Annotated in this window: 22 protein-coding genes and 1 riboswitch; of the genes, 17 read left to right on the top strand and 5 right to left on the bottom strand. The window is 39.2% G+C overall.

Annotated elements, in window-relative coordinates:
- Positions 1-8: 8 nt before the first annotated feature.
- The 4 genes from K6J66_RS03390 to K6J66_RS03375 all read left to right on the top strand — a co-directional run bounded on the left by K6J66_RS03390 (position 9) and on the right by K6J66_RS03375 (position 2,427).
- Entirely contained in the window at positions 9-365 is a 357-nt protein-coding gene (locus K6J66_RS03390; protein ID WP_005632174.1) for a diacylglycerol kinase, read from the top strand.
- An 82-nt stretch (positions 366-447) separates the two neighbouring features.
- Complete coding sequence (gene mog, locus K6J66_RS03385) at positions 448-1,041, top strand: molybdopterin adenylyltransferase (RefSeq protein ID WP_005635167.1); 594 nt, start codon at positions 448-450, stop codon at positions 1,039-1,041.
- A gap of 1 nt (position 1,042) precedes the next feature.
- Positions 1,043-1,381: a nitrogen regulatory protein P-II gene (gene glnB, locus K6J66_RS03380; RefSeq protein ID WP_005654045.1), complete on the top strand. Its 339-nt coding sequence runs from the start codon at positions 1,043-1,045 to the stop codon at positions 1,379-1,381.
- Positions 1,381-2,427, top strand: coding sequence for an AI-2E family transporter (locus K6J66_RS03375; RefSeq protein WP_012054963.1), 1,047 nt, complete (start codon positions 1,381-1,383; stop codon positions 2,425-2,427). Before glnB ends, K6J66_RS03375 begins: the two co-directional genes overlap by 1 nt.
- A 40-nt stretch (positions 2,428-2,467) precedes the next feature.
- Here the strand turns inward: K6J66_RS03375 and priA are convergent, their stop codons facing one another.
- Positions 2,468-4,660: a primosomal protein N' gene (gene priA, locus K6J66_RS03370; RefSeq protein ID WP_038439269.1), complete on the bottom strand. Its 2,193-nt coding sequence runs from the start codon at positions 4,658-4,660 to the stop codon at positions 2,468-2,470.
- Between the two features lie 84 nt (positions 4,661-4,744).
- Between priA and trmB the strand changes: the two genes are divergently transcribed.
- The 9 genes from trmB (at position 4,745) to K6J66_RS03325 (ending at position 12,267) form a co-directional block, all read left to right on the top strand.
- The gene (trmB, locus tag K6J66_RS03365; RefSeq protein WP_012054964.1) at positions 4,745-5,485 is read left to right on the top strand and encodes a tRNA (guanosine(46)-N7)-methyltransferase TrmB; all 741 of its coding nucleotides are present in this window, start codon (positions 4,745-4,747) and stop codon (positions 5,483-5,485) included.
- An 84-nt stretch (positions 5,486-5,569) separates the two neighbouring features.
- The gene (locus tag K6J66_RS03360; protein WP_005632159.1) at positions 5,570-5,914 is read left to right on the top strand and encodes a YggL family protein; all 345 of its coding nucleotides are present in this window, start codon (positions 5,570-5,572) and stop codon (positions 5,912-5,914) included.
- A gap of 205 nt (positions 5,915-6,119) precedes the next feature.
- Positions 6,120-6,650 carry a ferredoxin-type protein NapF gene (napF, locus tag K6J66_RS03355; RefSeq protein ID WP_038439270.1) on the top strand — a complete coding sequence of 177 codons (531 nt, stop codon included), beginning with the start codon at positions 6,120-6,122 and terminating at the stop codon, positions 6,648-6,650.
- Positions 6,643-6,924, top strand: coding sequence for a chaperone NapD (locus tag K6J66_RS03350; RefSeq protein ID WP_005654036.1), 282 nt, complete (start codon positions 6,643-6,645; stop codon positions 6,922-6,924). The genes napF and K6J66_RS03350 overlap by 8 nt, the downstream gene beginning before the upstream one ends.
- A 36-nt stretch (positions 6,925-6,960) precedes the next feature.
- On the top strand, positions 6,961-9,444 hold the full coding sequence (gene napA / locus K6J66_RS03345; protein WP_005656334.1) for a nitrate reductase catalytic subunit NapA: 2,484 nt from the start codon (positions 6,961-6,963) through the stop codon (positions 9,442-9,444).
- 54 nt (positions 9,445-9,498) lie between these two features.
- On the top strand, positions 9,499-10,338 hold the full coding sequence (gene napG / locus K6J66_RS03340; RefSeq protein ID WP_005656335.1) for a ferredoxin-type protein NapG: 840 nt from the start codon (positions 9,499-9,501) through the stop codon (positions 10,336-10,338).
- Positions 10,338-11,201, top strand: a complete 864-nt coding sequence (gene napH, locus K6J66_RS03335; protein WP_038439271.1) for a quinol dehydrogenase ferredoxin subunit NapH — start codon at positions 10,338-10,340, stop codon at positions 11,199-11,201. The genes napG and napH overlap by 1 nt, the downstream gene beginning before the upstream one ends.
- Positions 11,202-11,206: 5 nt before the next feature.
- Entirely contained in the window at positions 11,207-11,650 is a 444-nt protein-coding gene (locus K6J66_RS03330) for a nitrate reductase cytochrome c-type subunit (RefSeq protein WP_038439273.1), read from the top strand.
- A 14-nt stretch (positions 11,651-11,664) separates the two neighbouring features.
- The gene (locus tag K6J66_RS03325) at positions 11,665-12,267 is read left to right on the top strand and encodes a cytochrome c3 family protein (protein WP_005656339.1); all 603 of its coding nucleotides are present in this window, start codon (positions 11,665-11,667) and stop codon (positions 12,265-12,267) included.
- A 159-nt stretch (positions 12,268-12,426) separates the two neighbouring features.
- Here K6J66_RS03325 and adk read toward each other — a convergent pair whose 3' ends face one another.
- From adk to K6J66_RS03305, 4 genes are all read right to left on the bottom strand, one after another.
- Entirely contained in the window at positions 12,427-13,071 is a 645-nt protein-coding gene (gene adk / locus K6J66_RS03320) for an adenylate kinase (protein WP_038439274.1), read from the bottom strand.
- 84 nt (positions 13,072-13,155) lie between these two features.
- On the bottom strand, positions 13,156-14,433 hold the full coding sequence (locus K6J66_RS03315; RefSeq protein WP_038439275.1) for an MFS transporter: 1,278 nt from the start codon (positions 14,431-14,433) through the stop codon (positions 13,156-13,158).
- A gap of 141 nt (positions 14,434-14,574) precedes the next feature.
- A complete protein-coding gene (gene galE / locus K6J66_RS03310) occupies positions 14,575-15,591 on the bottom strand; it encodes a UDP-glucose 4-epimerase GalE (protein ID WP_005654022.1) in 1,017 nt (338 codons plus the stop codon).
- Positions 15,592-15,763: 172 nt separating this feature from the next.
- Positions 15,764-16,606: an alpha-2,3-sialyltransferase gene (locus K6J66_RS03305; protein ID WP_237698294.1), complete on the bottom strand. Its 843-nt coding sequence runs from the start codon at positions 16,604-16,606 to the stop codon at positions 15,764-15,766.
- A 352-nt stretch (positions 16,607-16,958) separates the two neighbouring features.
- Positions 16,959-17,047, top strand: a riboswitch (TPP riboswitch).
- Positions 17,048-17,120: 73 nt separating this feature from the next.
- Here K6J66_RS03305 and K6J66_RS03300 point away from each other — a divergent pair.
- Genes K6J66_RS03300 through tenA form a run of 4 tightly spaced genes read left to right on the top strand, consistent with a single transcriptional unit; the run spans position 17,121 to position 20,201 of the window.
- Complete coding sequence (locus tag K6J66_RS03300; RefSeq protein ID WP_005654824.1) at positions 17,121-17,843, top strand: ABC transporter ATP-binding protein; 723 nt, start codon at positions 17,121-17,123, stop codon at positions 17,841-17,843.
- The gene (locus K6J66_RS03295; RefSeq protein WP_005688945.1) at positions 17,840-18,577 is read left to right on the top strand and encodes an ABC transporter permease; all 738 of its coding nucleotides are present in this window, start codon (positions 17,840-17,842) and stop codon (positions 18,575-18,577) included. The genes K6J66_RS03300 and K6J66_RS03295 overlap by 4 nt, the downstream gene beginning before the upstream one ends.
- A gap of 22 nt (positions 18,578-18,599) precedes the next feature.
- Positions 18,600-19,544, top strand: a complete 945-nt coding sequence (locus K6J66_RS03290) for an ABC transporter substrate-binding protein (RefSeq protein ID WP_038439280.1) — start codon at positions 18,600-18,602, stop codon at positions 19,542-19,544.
- A 9-nt stretch (positions 19,545-19,553) separates the two neighbouring features.
- Positions 19,554-20,201, top strand: a complete 648-nt coding sequence (tenA, locus tag K6J66_RS03285; RefSeq protein WP_005659923.1) for a thiaminase II — start codon at positions 19,554-19,556, stop codon at positions 20,199-20,201.
- Positions 20,202-20,247 lie beyond the last annotated feature (46 nt).

Raw genomic sequence — 20,247 nt, 5'->3', positions numbered from 1 at the left:
GAAAATTTATGTATAAAACGACGGGGCTAACCCATTTAATCAATTCCACGAAATATTCGTTACAAGGCTTAAAAAGTGCGTTTAAAAATGAAACGGCTTTTCGCCACGAATGTTTTTTAGCCTGCATTTTAATTCCTCTTACTTTCTTTTTAGGCGAAACAAAAATTGAAATTATATTGATGATTTCTTCTGTTTTGCTTGTGATGGCGTTAGAACTTTTAAACAGTGCGGTAGAGGCAGTTGTTGATCGCATTGGTACAGAACGCCACGAACTTTCAGGGCGTGCGAAAGATCAAGGTTCTGCATCGGTATTTATTGCCCTTTGTATTGTCGGTATCGTTTGGGGCGGAATTTTATTCTTCTAACCCTCCAAAAGTGCGGTAAGTTTTTACCGCATTTTTGATTGATCCAATCACGTCAAAATTATTTATAAAAATAAGGAAAAATATGACCGCACTTTTAAAAATTGGTCTGGTATCTGTTTCTGATCGCGCATCAGCAGGCGTGTATCAAGATCAAGGTATCCCAGAATTACAGGCTTGGTTAGAACAAGCGTTGGTAGATCCCTTCCATTTGGAAACAAGATTAATCCCCGATGAACAGCCGATTATTGAACAAACCTTAAAAGAGCTAGTGGATGAACAAGGTTGCCATTTAGTGCTGACAACTGGTGGAACTGGGCCAGCAAAACGCGATGTAACGCCTGATGCAACCCTTGCGGTAGCGGATCGAGAAATGCCGGGTTTTGGCGAACAAATGCGTCAAGTGAGTTTGCATTTTGTGCCTACCGCAATTTTATCCCGCCAAGTGGGTGTGATTCGTAAGGAAAGCTTGATTTTAAATCTTCCTGGGCAACCTAAAGCGATTAAAGAAACCTTAGAGGGCGTGAAAGATAAAGAAGGAAATGTGCTTGTAAAAGGCATTTTTAGCGCAGTGCCTTATTGTTTGCAACTGATTAACGGCTTATATATTGATACCAAGCCTGAAATCATCGAAAGTTTCCGTCCTAAATCTGCAAGACGCGAAAATCTGGAGAAATAGCATGAAAAAAATCGAAGCAATGATTAAACCCTTTAAATTAGACGATGTGCGAGAAAGTCTTTCAGATATTGGTATTTCAGGTATGACAATCACGGAAGTACGCGGATTTGGTCGTCAAAAAGGTCATACAGAACTTTATCGTGGTGCGGAATATATGGTGGATTTTCTGCCGAAAGTGAAATTGGAAGTAGTGGTTCCTGATGAACTTGTGGATCAATGTATTGAAGCGATTATTGAAACGGCACAAACAGGTAAAATCGGTGACGGCAAAATTTTTGTTTATCACGTTGAGAGAGCGATCCGCATTCGCACGGGCGAAGAAAACGAGGATGCGATTTAGTGCAAAATAATTTAAATTTACACCGCACTTTGCTTGGCATTGCTGCAGTGATTATTATCTTAGCTGGCGTAAAATTGGCGGCAGAAATCGTGGTGCCATTCTTGCTATCACTCTTTATCGCGATAATTTGCTCGCCGATGATTAAGGCGATGACCCAACGCCGCGTCCCGCATTGGTTAGCCATTACTTTGCTTTTCGTCTTGATTTCTTTGGTGTTTTTCTTCTTAGCTGGGCTGATTAACAGCACTGCAAGAGAATTTACTCAATCAATCCCACAATATAAAGTTTTGCTTTCACAACGTGTGAGTGATTTAACTGGATTGTTGCAACGTTTCAATCTGCCTTTCACGCTTTCGCGTGAAACCATCCAAGAAAATTTTGATCCAAGCATCATTATGAATTTTGTAAGCCGAGTATTGCTAAATTTCTCTGGAGTGGTGAGTAATGTGTTTGTTTTAGTGTTGGTTGTGATTTTTATGCTTGCCGAAGCACCAACGATGAAACATAAATTTGCAATGGTAATTAGTTCAACCCCTCATGACGCAGCCAAAGAAGAACGCCATATTGATCGCGTTTTACAAGGCGTAATTGGTTATCTTGGCATTAAAAGTATCACGAGTTTGCTTACTGGCGTTGGTATTTTTATTTTGTTGGAAGCATGTGGGGTTCAATATGCCATTTTGTGGGCAACCTTGAGTTTCTTGTTGAATTATATTCCCAATATTGGTTCTATCATTGCGGCTATTCCAATTATTGTGCAAGCCTTATTACTAAATGGTTTTGGTGTTGGCTTTGGCGTGGCAGTTGGTGTTATTGCGATCAATATGGTTGTCGGTAACATTATTGAACCTAAAATGATGGGGCAACGATTAGGGCTTTCAACTTTAGTGGTGTTCCTTTCATTATTGTTTTGGGGATGGTTACTGGGAACCGTGGGAATGCTACTGTCTGTCCCTCTGACGATGGCATTAAAAATTGCCTTAGAGTCCAGCCCCAATACGGCGAAATATGCCTGTCTATTAGGAGATGTCGAAGATTTCAAATAGATTTTAGAGATAAAAGTGCGGTGAATTTTCACCGCATTTTTTATGATAAGTCTTGCGGATCGACGTCCAAAATTAACCGCACTTGGCTGTTTTTTTCAAGTTCGGCTTGTTGATATTCTCTTAATGCTTTTTGCAACGTCATTCTTGATGGATGCTGCAATAATAACTGCCAGCGATATTGCCCCGCTTTTTTGCTGAACGGTGCAGGCATTGGGCCAAGCATTTGTAATCCCGTAATTTGCTTCGATTGAAAAAAATCTGCAATTTGGCTTAAGCAATTTTCTGCAAGCTCAGAATGTCGAGCCTGTGCTTTGAATAACGCCTGAAAAGTGAAAGGCGGCAATCCCATTGAATGGCGTAATTGTAAGGTTTCTTTTGCAAAAGCTTGGTAGCCATTCGCTAATAATGTAGTGAGTAAAGGATGATCTGGATAATGTGTTTGTAGCACCACTTCACCTTGTTTATCGGCACGTCCAGCTCGTCCAGCAACTTGAATATAAAGTTGAGCTAAACGTTCTTCTGCACGAAAATCCAGTGAAAATAATGCACTATCTACATTCACTAAGGCAACGAGAGTAACATTCGGGAAATGATGTCCTTTCGCAAGCATTTGTGTGCCAATCAAAATTTGACTTTTGCCTTGTTGAATATCTTCTAAATAACCTTCCAATTTTCCTTTACGCGCAGTGCTATCGCAGTCGATTCGCGCTACAGAATAATGAGGAAATAGCGTTTTCAAGGTTTCTTCTAATTGTTCTGTGCCGAGACCAGTAGTAACTAAATGGGTAGAACCGCAATCGCCACATTGGCGAGGAATAGTTTTTTGCGCGCCACAATGATGACAACGCAATACATTTTGATGCTGATGATAGGTATAAGGTTTTTCACAATGAGGGCATTGTGCAATCCAACCACATTCATGGCAAAGCAATACGGGCGCAAAGCCACGACGATTCAAGAAAAGCAACACTTGATTGCCTTTTTCTAAGTGGGCTTTCATTCGTTCCAATAAGGGTTTTGAGAGCCCGTTTTGTATGTTTTGATTTTTCAAATCAATAACGAAATGACGAAGTGCGGTAGAATTCCCCGCTCTTTTTGATAACACTAAATGTTGGTATTTGCCGTTTTGTACATTATTAATACTTTCTAAACTTGGCGTGGCGGAGCCCATTAATACCGCAATATTTAGTTTTTGAGCCAGCACAATCGCCAAGTCTCGCGCATGGTAACGCCAACTGTCTTGTTGTTTGTAAGACGAATCGTGTTCCTCGTCCAAAATAATTGCACCAAGATTAGAAAATTGCGTGAACAATGCCGATCTCGTGCCAATCACAATGGCACTTTGTCCAGAGCGGGCTCGATCCCATACATAAAGCCGTTGCGTATCGGTTAAATTAGAATGCAGTACATCAATTTCTACGTTGAAACGTGCTTTGAAACGTTGCACCGTTTGAGGTGTTAGCCCGATTTCGGGTACAAGCACTAATACTTGCTTACCCGATTTTAAAATTTCTTCAATATATTGCAGATAAATTTCTGTTTTACCTGAACCAGTTACCCCATCGAGCAGCCATACATTGAAACCAGAATGAAAGAGCAGTTGGCTAAACGCTAAGGCTTGCTGCTTATTTAAGGTTAAACGATTTTCAGCATTGACAATTGGGTTATTGCCTAATCTTTGTTGCCAGCTTAGGGGATTTGTGTGGATAGTAATTTCTTCAATAAACCCTTTGGCTTTTAAGGCAGACCAAATGGCAGAGGAAAAATTATTATTGCCTTTTTCAAGATCAGTTTCAGATAAGTATTGTAGGGCTTCAGCTTGCTTTTTCGAGCGTTTTAATTCGCCTTGTTTAAGGGCATTTTTCCCCGCATCCGTAATTCGCCAAAAAGTGCGGTCATTTTTTACCGCACTTTCGCCGTTACGCAATTTCACAGGCAAGGCTTGAAATAACACATCGCCTAATCCTGCTTGATAATAATTTGCTGCCCAATGAAGCCAATCCCAATAAATGGGCGTAAAAAGTGGGGCTAAATCCAATGGTTGAAGAATAGCCTTGAGTTTATCCTCTGGCACGTCCGATTTTGTCGGAAAATCAGCCACAATGGCGACACGTTTTTGGGTGCCAAAAGGCACAAGAACACGCATACCGATTTGTAATGAAACATCATCGGGGACGAAATAATCAAATAAACGAGGAAGCGGCACAGCCAGTGCCACTCGGACAATTTTCATAATCAACCTTGGGAAAAAATTTGCCCTATTATACGAGAAAAATTGGTATAATCGCCGCCAATTTTTTTCACGAACAAGATTTTTATGACACAAACTTTTGCTGATCAAAAACGTAAAACCGTTGAAACCGCAGAATTTACCGAAGATGGCCGCTATAAGCGCAAAGTCCGTAGTTTTGTTCTCCGCACTGGTCGTTTGAGCGAATTTCAAAGAAATATGATGAATGATAACTGGGGAACACTTGGTTTAGATTATCAAACGGAACCTTTTGATTTTGCTAAGATTTATGGCAATGATAATCCAGTTGTATTAGAAATTGGCTTTGGAATGGGAAAATCGCTCGTGGATATGGCTTTTGCTAATCCTGACAAAAATTACCTTGGCATTGAAGTTCATACTCCTGGCGTTGGTGCTTGTATTGCTTATGCAGTGGAAAAAGGCGTAACGAATTTACGCGTGATCTGTCATGATGCAACGGAAATTTTACGTGACAGTATTGCTGATGGCACGCTTGGCGGTTTGCAGTTATTTTTCCCCGATCCTTGGCATAAAGCAAAGCATCATAAACGTCGTATTGTTCAACCGCACTTTGTGACACAAGTTATACAAAAATTAAGTGAAAATGGTTTTATCCATATGGCGACAGACTGGGAAAATTATGCAGAGCAAATGCTAGAAGTATTAAGCGCAAACACCGATTTAGTGAACACTTCGAAAAATGGTAATTATATTCCAAGACCAGATTTTAGACCTTTAACTAAATTTGAAGCCAGAGGTCACAAACTTGGACACGGTGTTTGGGATTTATATTTTGTGAAGAAATAAATCAGTTTTAGGCAAACTCGATGCCTAATTGATGAATTTAATATAGAATATGCCTTCAAATATAACCTTAATAGGAGAAATACAATGTCTAAATCTTACAATCAACGCCAACGCAAAAAACTTCATCTCGCGGAATTTCAAGAACTGGGTTTTCTTGTAAATTTCCAATTTGCAGAAGGTACTGCGATTGAAACTGTAGATGAAATCGTTGATCGTTTTATTAACGAAGTGATTCAACCAAATGGATTAGCTTATGAAGGTAGCGGTTATTTACATTGGGAAGGTTTAGTTTGCCTAGAAAAAATTGGCAAATGCGATGAAAGTCACCGTGAAACAGTGAAAAAATGGTTAGAAACAAATGGTTTGCAACAAATTGAAGTAAGCGAATTATTTGATATTTGGTGGGAATATCCAGCAAAAGCAGAATAATCTAAATTGAAAGCAGCATAGCAAAAATCGCTATGCTGTTTTGTTTTAATCCCTTGCAAAATTCATTAAATCTTAGATTTTTTGATCTATAACAAATAAAGTTCAAATAATTGACAAACTACCTATTTTTGGTTGTTTTCATTTATTCATCGTAAACACATAATCCTTCGTCTACAGAAGCATTCAGAAATATTTGAAAGACATTATGACCGTTGAAAATTTACCTCGCAGACAATTTTTACGCGGTAAATTTTCAACATTGAGCTGTTTAGAAAATAATCAAAAACAGAATTTTGTGGGTATTAGACCGCCTTGGTCCGTGGAAAATTCTATTTTTGTAGTGCAATGTACGCGCTGTGGCGACTGTCTTTCTGTCTGTGAAACCAATATTTTGGTAAAGGGCGATGCTGGTTTTCCTGAAGTGTGCTTTGATAATGGCGAATGTACTTTTTGTGGGAAATGTGTAGATGCCTGTAAACAGCCTATTTTTTATCCGCGTGACCAGTTACCTTGGTCACATAAAATCGACATTGGCGTAGCTTGTTTAACATTGCACCGTATTGAATGCCGAACTTGCCAAGATAATTGCCCAGCTAATGCGATTCGTTTCAAATTACAAATGGGTGGCGTAGCACAACCTTTAGTTAATTTCGATGCTTGTAATGGCTGTGGGGCTTGTGTACAAGGCTGCCCTGTGAATGCAATAACAATGAACGATCTAAAACAAAATGAATAATACAAATTTAATATTAGAAAATGCGAGGGATTGGCACGTTGTTGGATTGATCGTGCAAGGTAATCCAAAAAAATTATCAGCAATTCAAACCGCACTTTTAGCGATTGAGCATACTGAAATTCCGACTTTTGATGAAAAACTTGGGAAATTTGTGGTGGTAATGCAATCGCACGATCAACATCTCTTGCTTGAAAAAATGGAAAGTGTGAAAGATATCGACGGTGTGATTAATGTATCGTTGGTGTATCACGAGCAAGATGAACAAAATAAATAATTTTAAAATCAAACGTTTAACGTGGGGGAAAACGCGATGAATTTAAGTCGTAGAGACTTTATGAAAGCCAATGCGGCTATGGCAGCCGCAACGGCAGCGGGGCTAACCATCCCAGTCAAAAATGTGGTTGCGGCTGAATCCGAAATTAAATGGGATAAAGGCGTATGTCGTTTCTGTGGTACTGGTTGTGCTGTGCTGGTTGGGACTAAAGATGGGCGTGTTGTGGCATCTCAAGGCGATCCTGATGCAGAAGTAAACCGTGGTTTAAACTGTATTAAAGGTTACTTCTTACCGAAAATTATGTACGGTAAAGACCGTTTAACGCAGCCGCTTTTACGTATGACAAACGGAAAATTTGATAAGAACGGCGATTTTGCGCCAGTTTCTTGGGATTTTGCGTTCAAAACAATGGCTGAAAAATTCAAAGAAGCGTTCAAAAAGAACGGTCAAAATGCAGTAGGTATGTTTAGTTCTGGTCAGTCTACCATTTGGGAAGGCTATGCGAAGAACAAACTTTGGAAAGCAGGTTTTCGTTCTAACAACGTAGACCCGAATGCGCGTCACTGTATGGCATCTGCAGCGGTTGCATTTATGCGTACTTTTGGTATGGATGAACCAATGGGTTGTTATGATGATATTGAACAGGCAGATGCTTTTGTTCTTTGGGGCTCAAATATGGCGGAAATGCACCCAATTTTGTGGTCGCGTATTACTGATCGCCGTATTTCTAATCCTGATGTTCGTGTCACTGTACTTTCTACTTACGAACATCGTAGTTTTGAACTTGCCGATCACGGTTTGATATTTACACCGCAAACTGATTTGGCAATTATGAACTACATCATCAATTATCTTATTCAAAATAATGCGATTAATTGGGATTTTGTTAATAAACATACCAAATTTAAACGCGGAGAAACGAATATTGGCTATGGTTTACGTCCAGAGCATCCATTAGAAAAAGACACGAATCGTAAAACAGCTGGGAAAATGCACGATTCTTCTTTTGAAGAATTAAAGCAACTTGTATCAGAATATACAGTGGAAAAAGTATCGAAAATGTCTGGGTTAGATAAAGTCCAGTTAGAAACTTTAGCGAAACTTTATGCTGATCCAACGAAGAAAGTGGTTTCCTACTGGACAATGGGCTTTAACCAACATACACGTGGCGTGTGGGTAAACCAATTAATCTACAATATTCATTTACTTACTGGAAAAATTTCAATCCCAGGTTGTGGGCCATTTTCATTAACTGGTCAGCCTTCTGCTTGTGGTACGGCGCGTGAAGTAGGTTCATTCCCTCATCGTTTACCTGCCGACTTAGTGGTAACTAATCCTAAACACCGTGAAATTGCTGAACGTATTTGGAAATTACCAAAGGGGACAGTTTCTGAAAAAGTGGGGTTACACACAATTGCACAAGACCGTGCAATGAATGATGGCGAAATGAATGTGTTATGGCAAATGTGTAACAATAATATGCAAGCAGGGCCAAACATTAATCAAGATCGTTTGCCAGGCTGGCGTAAAGAAGGCAACTTCGTGATTGTTTCAGATCCTTACCCAACTGTATCCGCACTTTCTGCTGACTTAATTCTTCCAACGGCAATGTGGGTGGAAAAAGAAGGGGCTTACGGCAATGCAGAACGTCGTACCCAATTCTGGCGTCAGCAAGTCAAAGCACCGGGCGAAGCAAAATCAGACTTATGGCAATTAATGGAGTTTGCAAAATACTTCACGACGGATGAAATGTGGACAGAAGACTTACTTGCACAAATGCCTGAATATAGAGGTAAAACTTTATATGAAGTGCTCTTCAGAAATGGTCAAGTAGATAAATTCCCATTGAGCGAACTTGCTGAAGGCCAATTAAACGATGAATCAGAATATTTTGGTTACTACGTTCACAAAGGTTTATTTGAAGAATACGCTGAATTTGGTCGCGGTCACGGTCACGATTTAGCTCCATTTGATATGTATCATAAAGCACGTGGTTTACGTTGGCCAGTTGTAGAGGGTAAAGAAACCTTATGGCGTTACCGTGAAGGCTATGATCCGTATGTTAAAGAAGGGGAAGGCGTGGCTTTCTACGGTTATCCTGATAAGAAAGCGATTATTCTTGCGGTGCCTTATGAACCACCAGCTGAGTCACCAGATAATGAATACGATTTATGGTTATCAACAGGTCGTGTTCTTGAACATTGGCATACGGGGACAATGACACGCCGTGTACCAGAATTGCATCGCGCATTTCCAAATAATTTAGTATGGATGCACCCATTAGATGCACAAGCACGTGGTTTACGTCATGGCGATAAAATTAAGATTTCATCTCGTCGAGGCGAAATGATTTCTTATTTAGATACTCGCGGACGTAATAAACCACCTCGTGGCTTAGTATTTACCACTTTCTTTGATGCAGGTCAGCTTGCAAATAGCTTAACACTAGATGCGACAGACCCAATTTCAAAAGAAACCGACTTCAAAAAATGTGCGGTAAAAGTGGAAAAGGCTGCGTAAAAACCATGTAAAAATCAACCGCACTTTATTTTCTCCCATCAATAAAAGAGGAAGATGAAAGTGCGGTTAAAATCTAAAAAGAAAATGAAGAAACCCGCCCTTAATCCTGAACGTAGAAAATTTCTTAAAGAAGCAACCCGTACTGCGGGTGGTTTAGCTGGCGTTGGGATTTTGTTGGGATTGCAGCAAAATCAAAGTCTTGCACGCGAAGGTGTGCCATTACGCCCTCCATTTGCTTTGCAAGATGCGAAAGCGTTTTCTGCCGCTTGTATTCGTTGCGGACAATGTGTTCAAGCCTGTCCTTATGACATGCTGCATTTAGCCTCTTTATTATCGCCAGTAGAAGCGGGAACGCCGTATTTTATTGCGCGTGATAAACCTTGTGAAATGTGTCCTGATATTCCTTGCGCAAAAGCCTGTCCTAGTGGTGCATTAGATCGTCAAGCAACAGATATTAATGAATCGCGTATGGGGCTGTCAGTACTGTTAGATCACGAAACTTGCTTAAATTATCAAGGATTACGTTGTGATGTTTGTTATCGAGTTTGTCCATTAATCGATAAAGCGATTACATTGGAAACACAACATAATCCACGTTCTGATAAGCATGCCTTATTTATTCCAACAGTACATTCTGATGCCTGCACGGGGTGTGGAAAATGTGAGCAAGCTTGTGTATTAGAAGAAGCAGCGATTAAAATTTTACCAATGGATCTTGCAAAAGGTATGTTAGGTAAACATTATCGTTTAGGCTGGGAAGAAAAAGCGAAAGCTGGTCATTCTCTTGCGCCTAAAGATATGATTTCGTTGCCAACTCGAACGCCAGAGGGAGCTACAGTAATGCCTGAACCAGCAGAACCCGTGCTTGCGCCTATTTTAGGGAGTGGCAAATAATGGCAAATGCACCAAAATTTGCAGGTAAAGAGGCTCGAGAAAAATGGGGCTGGTGGTATGCAAACCGCTTTTTGTTTTGGCGTCGCTTAAGCCAACTTAGCATTCTTGCGATGTTTTTGAGTGGCCCTTATTTTGGCGTGTGGATTTTAAAAGGTAATTATAGTGGTAGTTTATTACTCGATACTATTCCACTAAGTGATCCTCTAATTACCGCTGAAAGCTTGGCTACAAGACATTTACCAGATGCTCTCACTTTAATTGGTGCTGCAATTATTGTGTTATTTTACGCAGTACTTGGTAGTAAAGTATTTTGTGGTTGGGTATGCCCACTAAATGTTGTGACTGACTGTGCTGCGTGGCTTCGCCGTAAGTTAGGCATTCGCCAAACAGCAAAAATTTCGCGCGGTTTACGTTATGGTATTCTTGTGCTTATTTTACTAGGCAGTAGTGTCAGCGGAATGTTGCTTTGGGAATGGGTTAATCCAGTGGCTGCTCTTGGTCGCGCCTTTGTATTTGGTTTTGGTGCAACAGGCTGGTTATTACTTGTTATTTTTCTTTTTGATTTATTGATTGCTGAACACGGCTGGTGTGGACATCTTTGCCCAATTGGTGCTGCTTATGGTGTGATTGGTGCAAAAAGTTTAATCCGTATTAAAGTGATTGATCGCGCTAAATGCGATAATTGTATGGATTGTTACAATGTTTGTCCCGAAGCCCAAGTGTTACGTTCGCCTTTACACGGAAAAAAAGACGAAAGCCTACTAGTGCTTTCCAAAGATTGCATCAGCTGCGGACGTTGTATTGACGTTTGCGCTGAAAAAGTTTTTAAATTTTCGACCAGATTCGATCATTCAGGGGAGTGATTAATATGACTAAACAGGTATTTAAAATTTTAGCGGGATTATTTACCGCACTTTTTGCTGGCTCACTGATGGCATCTGATGCACCAGCAGTGGGAAAAGATTTAACTCAAGCGGCAGAAAATATTCCACCCGCATTTCATAATGCACCGCGTCAAGGCGAATTACCCGCATTGAACTATGTAAATCAGCCTCCAATGGTTCCACATAGTGTGGCAAACTATCAAGTGACAAAAAATGTAAATCAATGTTTAAATTGCCACAGCCCAGAAAATTCTCGTTTGAGCGGTGCAACTCGAATCAGCCCAACTCACTTTATGGATCGTGATGGAAAAGTAGGTTCAAGTTCATCGCCACGTCGTTATTTCTGTTTACAATGTCACGTTTCTCAAGCAAACGTAGATCCTATTGTTCCAAATGATTTCAAACCGATGAAAGGTTACGGAAACTAATTTAAGAGGTCTATATGTCTGAGAAAAAACCAAATATCTTAAAGCGTTTCTGGCAATGGTTTAGAAAACCAAGCAGTATGGCGATAGGTACAATTATTATCTTATCGGCTATTGGCGGTATTCTTTCTTGGGTTGGTTTTAACTATGGTTTAGAAAAAACCAACACTGAACAGTTCTGTGCAAGCTGCCATATGCAAGATGCTTATCCAGAATATTTACATAGCGTGCATTATCAAACTCGTACTGGTGTGGGGGCAAGTTGTCCAGATTGTCACGTACCACACGAATTTGGTGCAAAAATGAAACGTAAAATTATTGCAGCTAAAGAAGTATATGCGCACTATACTGGAAAAGTGGATACCTTAGAAAAATTCAATGCGCATCGTTTAGAAATGGCTCAAAATGAATGGGCGCGTATGAAAGCTAACGATTCTAAAGAATGTCGTAATTGCCATAATGTAGATCGTATGAACTTCAATGATCAACGTTCTGTGGCAGCACGTATGCACCAAAAAATGAAAACTGAAGGTAAAACTTGTATTGATTGTCACAAAGGTATTGCACACCAATTACCTGATATGAGTGGCGTTGAGTCAGGCTTCAAAGACGAGAAGTGATTTTCTAAAAATAGGCTGAAAAAATACCGCACTTTTTTCAGCCTATTATAAATTTGGGTAGTTTATAAAAAAATCTGCACTTTAATTCGCTGATTTATTCAGCCTTTAAGGTGCAGATTAATTATATTTTCTAAAGTGCGGTTAATTTTTAGATTATTTTTAGCCTAAGATTTTATCTAACTCTTGGCTAACTTCTTCTACTTTTTGTGTACCGTCTAAACGGAAATATTGAGTATTCCCCGCTTTCGCTTCTGCTTGGTAATAATCAATTAATGGGCTAGTTTGTTTATGATATACGGCTAAACGATCTAATACAGTTTCTGGTTTATCATCTGCACGAATAATTAAATCTTCACCTGTTACATCATCTTTACCTTCCACTTTTGGTGGATTATAAACGATGTGGTAAGAACGACCAGACGCTTGATGTACGCGACGGCCACTCATACGTTCAACAATCACTTCGTCTGACACATCAAATTCTAAAACAAAGTCAATTTTAACGCCTGAATCTTTCAGTGCATCCGCTTGTGGAATAGTACGAGGGAAACCATCTAACAAGAAACCATTTGTGCAGTCAGCTTGAGCAATACGATCTTTTACAAGGGCAACGGTTAATTCATCTGGTACTAATTTACCTTCATCCATTAATGCTTTAGCTTGTTTGCCAAGTTCAGTCCCCGCTTTGATTGCAGCACGGAACATATCACCAGTTGAAATTTGCGGGATACCAAATTTGTTCATAATAAATTGTGCTTGAGTGCCTTTACCTGCACCCGGTGCACCTAAAAGAATAATTTTCATAAAAAATCTCCATTAATACAAAACGTGATTAAGATACTGATAAAGCATAGTGCGGTCAAATTTTTTATAATTTTTACCGCACTTTTATACTGAGCTGGTCTTATTATTTTCTTGCTTCCAAGGTGCTACCCAAAATAAACAAAGCATGCCGGGAATCGCTAAAAATAAACAAAACCAAAAATACTGATAATACCCCACTGCTCCCACAACATAACCAGAAAGTATACCTAAAACTTTACTTGGCAAAGCTGAAAGGCTTGTAAAAAGTGCAAGCTGTGTTGCAGTATAAAGAGGATTACTCTCACGCGCCATAAAAGCCACAAAAGCTGCGGTACCAAGTCCAACGCCGATATATTCTGCTGCAATCACAACACCTAGTTTCCATAACTCGGCAGATGTAATAACATCAAAATGACCGAAAGCAGACAACCAAATAAACCCACCAATTGTTACCATTTGTACAAGCCCAAATAACCACAATGCACGGTTAATACCCAGTTTTAGCATTATCATACCACCAGCAAGCCCAGATAAAATGCTTGACCAAAGTGAAGTACTTTTTACAACAATAGCAATATCCTCTTTGCTAAATCCCATGTCATAAATAAATTTGGTTTGTAACGTTGTGGCAAAAGAATCCCCGAACTTATACAAAAACAAAAACAGTAAAAAACCGATAGCCTGAATGACGCCCTTACGCTGGAAAAATTCTTGTAATGGAATCCAAAACGCTTGATAGAACGGCTGATTAGTTTGCTGCATGTCTATTTTTGGCTCTTTTGCTAAAAATAGTGTCATGAAGATGCCTGCTAACATACAAAGTGCGGTCCACAAAAAGACGGTTTCCCAAGGATAAATCGCCGCCAAATATAGCGATAATCCCCCTGGAATTAATCCCGCAATTCGATAAGCATTAATATGAATAGTGTTTCCTAAACCTAATTCATGATCACTCAAAATTTCACGACGATACGCATCCAACACGATATCTTGTGTAGCTGAAAAAAAGGCGATAAGCAACGCAATATTTGCTACTGTACCCAGTTGTGTGAGCGGATCAAACAGGCTAATGATGTAAAGTAAAATCAATAATGCCACTTGTGAAAGCAACATCCAGCTACGACGACGCCCTAAAAAACTCGGGAAATAACGATCTAATAATGGTGCCCACAAAAATTTCAATCCATAAGGCAACATCACTCCAGTTACTGCTCCAATAAGCTCAATTGAAAGATGTTTATCTGTCAGCCAAACAGGCAACATTTGCAATAACACAAATAATGGCAAACCAGAATTAAAACCTGTGAAGGCGCAAATTAACATCTTGCGCGTAAAAATTTGGGAAGAAAGGGAATTTGACATAAAGTGCGGTTAATTTTAGTTGTATTTTAGAAATTTCGCCTTTCAATTAAAGGATTTTTGTAAAAATTAGGGGATTTTTAATCATTCCCCTAATGTTTAGCATTCTTCTTCCTAAAAAAGAAAAACAAATATTAGAGAATATTAATCTCTATACCCTTTTGGATTATTTTTCTGCCAGTTCCACGTGTCTTGCATCATTTTTTCAAGACCACGTTCTGCCACCCAACCAAGCTCTTTTGCGGCTAAACTAGGATCAGAATAGCAAGTGGCAATATCGCCAGAGCGGCGTTCTACAAGTTTATATGCAATTGTAATATTGTTGGCTTTTTCAAAGGCTTTTACCATATCTAATACGGAATAACCATGGCCCGTACCAAGGTTATAAATATGTAAGCCAGCGTCATTTTCATGACGTTGAAGCGCTTTTAAATGCCCCACAGCTAAATCCACTACATGAATATAATCACGCACACCTGTTCCATCATGAGTGTCGTAATCACTACCAAATACAGAAAGTTGTGCTAATTTACCGATAGCAACTTGGCTAATATAAGGTAATAAATTATTTGGAATACCATTTGGATCTTCACCAATTAAACCACTTTCATGCGCCCCAACTGGATTAAAATAACGCAAGATAGTCATGCTAAATTTTGGTTCCGCTTTTGCTGTATCATGTAAAATCTGCTCAACCATATATTTAGATGTACCATAAGGATTGGTTGTACCGCCGACCTCACAATCCTCTGTAATTGGAATAATTTTTGGATCGCCGTAAACCGTTGCAGATGAGCTAAATACAAAGTTCCAAACACCTGCTTTTTTCATTTCTTGAATTAATACAAGGGTACCAGCGACATTGTTCATGTAATATTCTGTCGGCTTTTGAACACTTTCCCCTACGGCTTTTAACCCTGCAAAGTGAATAACCGAGTTAATCTCATTTTCTGCAAAAATTTTTTGTAACAAAGCACGATCTAAAATATCGCCTTCATAAAACTTTGCTTCTTTGCCCGTAATTTGTTTTACGCGCTCAAGGGATTTTGGCGATGAATTGCAAAGATTATCTAATACCACCACCTCTTTGCCAGCATTTAATAATTCTACAACTGTGTGAGAACCGATATAACCAGCGCCACCTGTCACTAAAATGGCCATAATGATTTCCTTGTTAATTATTGAGACTAAAAAATTATATCACTATTTTGTGTGGTAAGAATGGTGATTTTCAATAAAATAAAAAACCTGTTGCTAAAAAGTATTGTTGTAGCGAGTGAGATAACCTCTCATATTTAGGGCTATGTCCATTAGTTGTGTGATATAAGGTTATCTAATCCCATTTTCTTGATTTTAAGGCGTGTTTTATATCATTAGGTAAACGTAATATATCCCAGATCAACCGAAAAATCAGATTTTGGTAAATTCTTGGTTTGGAATATACACCAATGTTTTTATACACAAACTTCGGCGGAATTAAAATATCTTGTGTGTAATTTTTCTTTTCTTCTGGAATAAAAGCAATTGGGTTATTCAGTGGTGATAAAGGAAAATAATTACATAGAGGACTTTCTGGCGAAATACAGTAAATATTTACTCCATAATGTTTTTGTAAAAAATAAAGTGCATTTAAATCATATTCCATAGAATGGATATCGCTTTGACTTTTATTTTGTGAAAAAGAAGGTAATAATTTAATAATATTTTCTTTTTGATGATGAAATGCATAAGGATTCTCTTTTTCTTGATAAAAATCAATGCCTGTCAAATAAAGATCTTTATAACCCATTGCAGTCGCCACTGCACACATATAAACGCCTGATGTAATCCTCTTATTCTCATATAATTCGTGATATTGTAAATGAGCATTAAAAGCTCGTAGTTTTTTCAAATAGCAATGACCAAGATCAATTTGTGGCAGTAATTTTTCTAAATGCTGGATTTTCTTTAATGTTGAATCCCCTAAATTCAGAAAAGATGCTAAGATAATATCAGCATATTCATATTTATATTCATTATTTTTAATTAATTGCATAAACGTATAGTATTGTTCAAAAATTACAGAACAATTAAAAAATACTTTTTTTATTTTCTTGCCAAGAAAATAATGATCTTCAAAATAAAATTGATTGCAACGGAAAACATCATAATCTTTAGGTAATAAACTATAGTCAATTGATTTTAAACTTGTTCCATTACCTGCAATAATGACAGACTTTGATTGATTGATTGATTGATTGATTGATTGATTGATTGATTGATTGATTGATTGATTGATTGATTGATTGACATATTGTACCGTTCATTGAATAAAATAGAAGTTATCCCTAAAAAATAATAAACATTATATAGATTTATAGAACTTTTTACTAAACGTTAATTATACCTTCCTAAAATTATTATCTAATATCAGTTGTACTATCTCCGTTGTATCTTAACAAGAAAAATTTTAAAATGCTTTTCTTGTTCCATTCGGATAGAAACCTAATCGCTTGTTTTTTCTACCAAGCAAGCGTAAACTTACCAACAATTTTTAGTCGGGGTGCCGAAAGGCTGAGATGATACCCGTGAACCTGAAACAGTTAGCACTGACGTAGGAAACTAATATGCCAAAAAATCCATTTTCTTTTCATTCCATTTCTTATCCTTTCTTTTTTATTACGCATTCCCTTTAATCATTGAGGCGAGCAATGGTGCGTATTCAAGATTTGAGTCTTGCCTTTAATGGGCAAACGTTATTTGAGCATCTTAATTTAACCCTGTTGCCGAACGAATGGGTAAGCTTGTTGGGCAGTTCAGGCGTGGGAAAATCGACACTTTTGCGACTACTGGCGGGCATTGAAACGCAAGGTGTGGTGCAGGGGAAAATCCTATTTGAACCGAAAGTTCGCATTGCGTGGTTGCCGCAAAAAGAGACACTTTATCCGTGGTTGTCAATTGTCGATAACGTGCAGTTGCAAGCGGTCTTATTTGGGCGAAAATCTGCAAAAACCACTGAAAAAGCTAAAATGTTGCTTGAAAAAGTGGGAATGGCAGCACATTGGCACAAGCCTTGTTCGCAGCTTTCGGGCGGGCAAAAACAGCGGGTTGCCTTGGCACGCACCTTAATGCAAGAGGCGGATTTGATTTTGCTTGATGAGCCTTTTTTCGCTCTTGATGCCATCAGTCGCCATCAACTTCAAGATTTAGCCTTTGAACTGCTCGAAGATAAATCAGTGCTGCTCGTAACCCACGATCCGCAAGAGGCATTACGGCTAAGCCATCGTATTTTTGTGTTGCGTTCGCCTGAATCTCATCAAACAGCATTATCGTCGGTGATTCTGCCCGAAGGTAATGCCCCGCGTGAGTTGCATCAAGCCAATTTATGGGCGTTGCAGCAACAATTATTGCGGGAATTAGGGGGCGAACAATGAAAATTCGCCTACTTAAACCGCTTTTAATTGTTGGCGTGTTGTTGATGATCTGGCAAATGGTCGCAACCTTAGGCAGCTTCCCACACTACATTTTTCCCTCACCGCAAGCTGTAGGGCAGCAGTTATTCACACACGCTGAACTGCTTTGGCAGCATACACAAGTCACGTTGTTAGAAATCTGCTTAGGGTTGTTGTTAGGCTTTCTATTTGGGTTGATTTCGGCGTTGTTGCTCTCATTTTCTCGTCAAATTTCTGCCGTCTTATTGCCGATTTTGGTCATTTCGCAAGCGATTCCCGTGTTTGCCATTGCGCCGTTGTTGGTGTTGTGGTTTGGCTATGGAATGGCATCCAAAATTGTGATGTCGGTGCTGATTATCTACTTCCCCGTCACGGCAGCTTGTTATGATGGACTACGCAACACCCCACAAGCGTGGCTCGATTTGGCGAAAACCTTTAACATTTCCCCCTTGCGTTTATTGCTTAAAGTGCGATTACCTGCGGCTTTGCCTGCTTTTGCTTCGGGCTTGCGAATTGCGGTTTCGGTCGCCCCGATTGGTGCGGTGGTAGGTGAATGGGTAGGTTCATCTGAAGGGTTGGGGTATTTGATGATTCACGCCAATGCCCGAATGCAAGTCGATTTAATGTTTGCTGCCTTGCTTATTTTAGTAGCAATTTCACTCTGTTTATATTTCAGCATTGATTGGCTATTACACCGTTTTATTTGGTCTGTTTAACTTTTCATTAAAGGAGAAAAAAATGAAGACAATCATCCGTTATTTTAGCTTTGTAATGGGGCTAATGCTCACGCTTCCTAGCTTTGCAAAAGAGAAAATCAGCATAATGCTAGATTGGTATGTAAATCCCGATCACGCTGCCATTATTGTGGCACAGCAGAAAGGTTTTTTTGAAAAAAATAACCTTGAGGTTGAAATTATCGAACCTACTGATCCTGCATTACCGCCGAAATTAGCGGCGGCAGGAAAAGTTGATTTAGCCGTGAGTTATCAGCCTCAGCTTTATCAACAAGTGGCAGAAGGCTTGCCTTTAGTGCGAGTGGGTTCACTGATTTCAAATCCATTAAATAGCGTAGTGGTACTAAAAAAGAGCAATTTGAAAAGCCTTGCTGATTTAAAAGGTAAAAAAGTGGGGTATTCTGTCAGCGGTTTTGAAGATGGATTACTTGATACAATGCTTCATTCTATTGGTTTAAGCAATAAAGATGTGGAATTAGTGAATGTAAATTGGTCGCTTTCGCCCTCTCTTTTAACTGGACAAGTGGATGCTGTGATTGGTGCATTTCGTAATTTTGAACTCAATCAGCTTGCTTTAGAAAAGCAAGAAGGTATCGCATTCTTCCCTGAACAATATGGCGTGCCTGCTTATGATGAGTTGATTTTAGTTGCTAATAAAAACAACGTAACAGATAAAAAAACATCGGCATTTTTGACCGCACTTGAACAAGCCACAAGCTATCTACAAGCTCACCCTAATGAAGCGTGGCAAGCCTTTGTCAGCTATAAACCGAACGAACTCAACACGCCATTAAACCAACTGGCGTGGAAAGACACGCTCCCCTTTTTAGCCAATAAACCTCGCCAATTAGACGCTAAACGTTATCAACAAATGGCAGAATTTATGCAACAAAAAGGCTTAATTCCAAAAGCCTTAGCGTTGAAAGAATATGCGGTAGAAATTGAATAAGGAAAAAAGATGATTGAACAACTCATTCAACAAGCTCAGCCTTATTGGCAACAATATATTGAACACGAATTTGTGCAACAGCTCGCAAAAGGTACGCTACCAAAAGCTTGTTTTCAGCATTATTTAAAGCAGGATTATCTCTATCTTTTTCATTACAGCCGAGCCTTTGCCTTAGGTGTATTCAAGGCAAAAAATTTCGCTGAAATGGAAACACCTCGTAAAACCTTAGAGATTCTTTGCCAAGAAATTCAACTACATTTAAATTATTGCCGTGAGTGGGGAATTAGTGAGCAAGAGATTTTTGCTACTCAAGAAAGTGCCGCTTGCATTGCTTATACTCGCTATTTGCTTGATTGCGGCATGACGGGCAGTTTGGCTGAGCTTTATGCAGCTGTAACCCCTTGTGCTTTGGGTTACGCTCAAGTTGCTCGTTACATTACTCAGCATTATCCTCGCTTACCGAACAATCCTTATCAAACGTGGATTGACACCTATGCAAGCGAGGAATTTCAACAAGCCGCCCAAGAAACCGTTGATTTTCTTACCGCACTTTGCAAACCACTAAACCCAAGCCAGCTTGCTGAGATTCAACAGATTTTCACCACCGCAACTAGAATGGAAATTGCGTTTTGGCAAATGGGGTTGGATTTGGCTTAGGCTTAGATTGGCGATTAGACGAATGACTTTATTTATCTCCCAACGG

Origin of the sequence: Haemophilus influenzae (assembly GCF_019703545.1) — a bacterium.
Taxonomy (GTDB): Bacteria; Pseudomonadota; Gammaproteobacteria; order Enterobacterales; family Pasteurellaceae; genus Haemophilus; species Haemophilus influenzae_E.
Note: the sequence above shows the minus strand (reverse complement) of the source record. Positions and strands in the feature narration are given on the sequence as shown.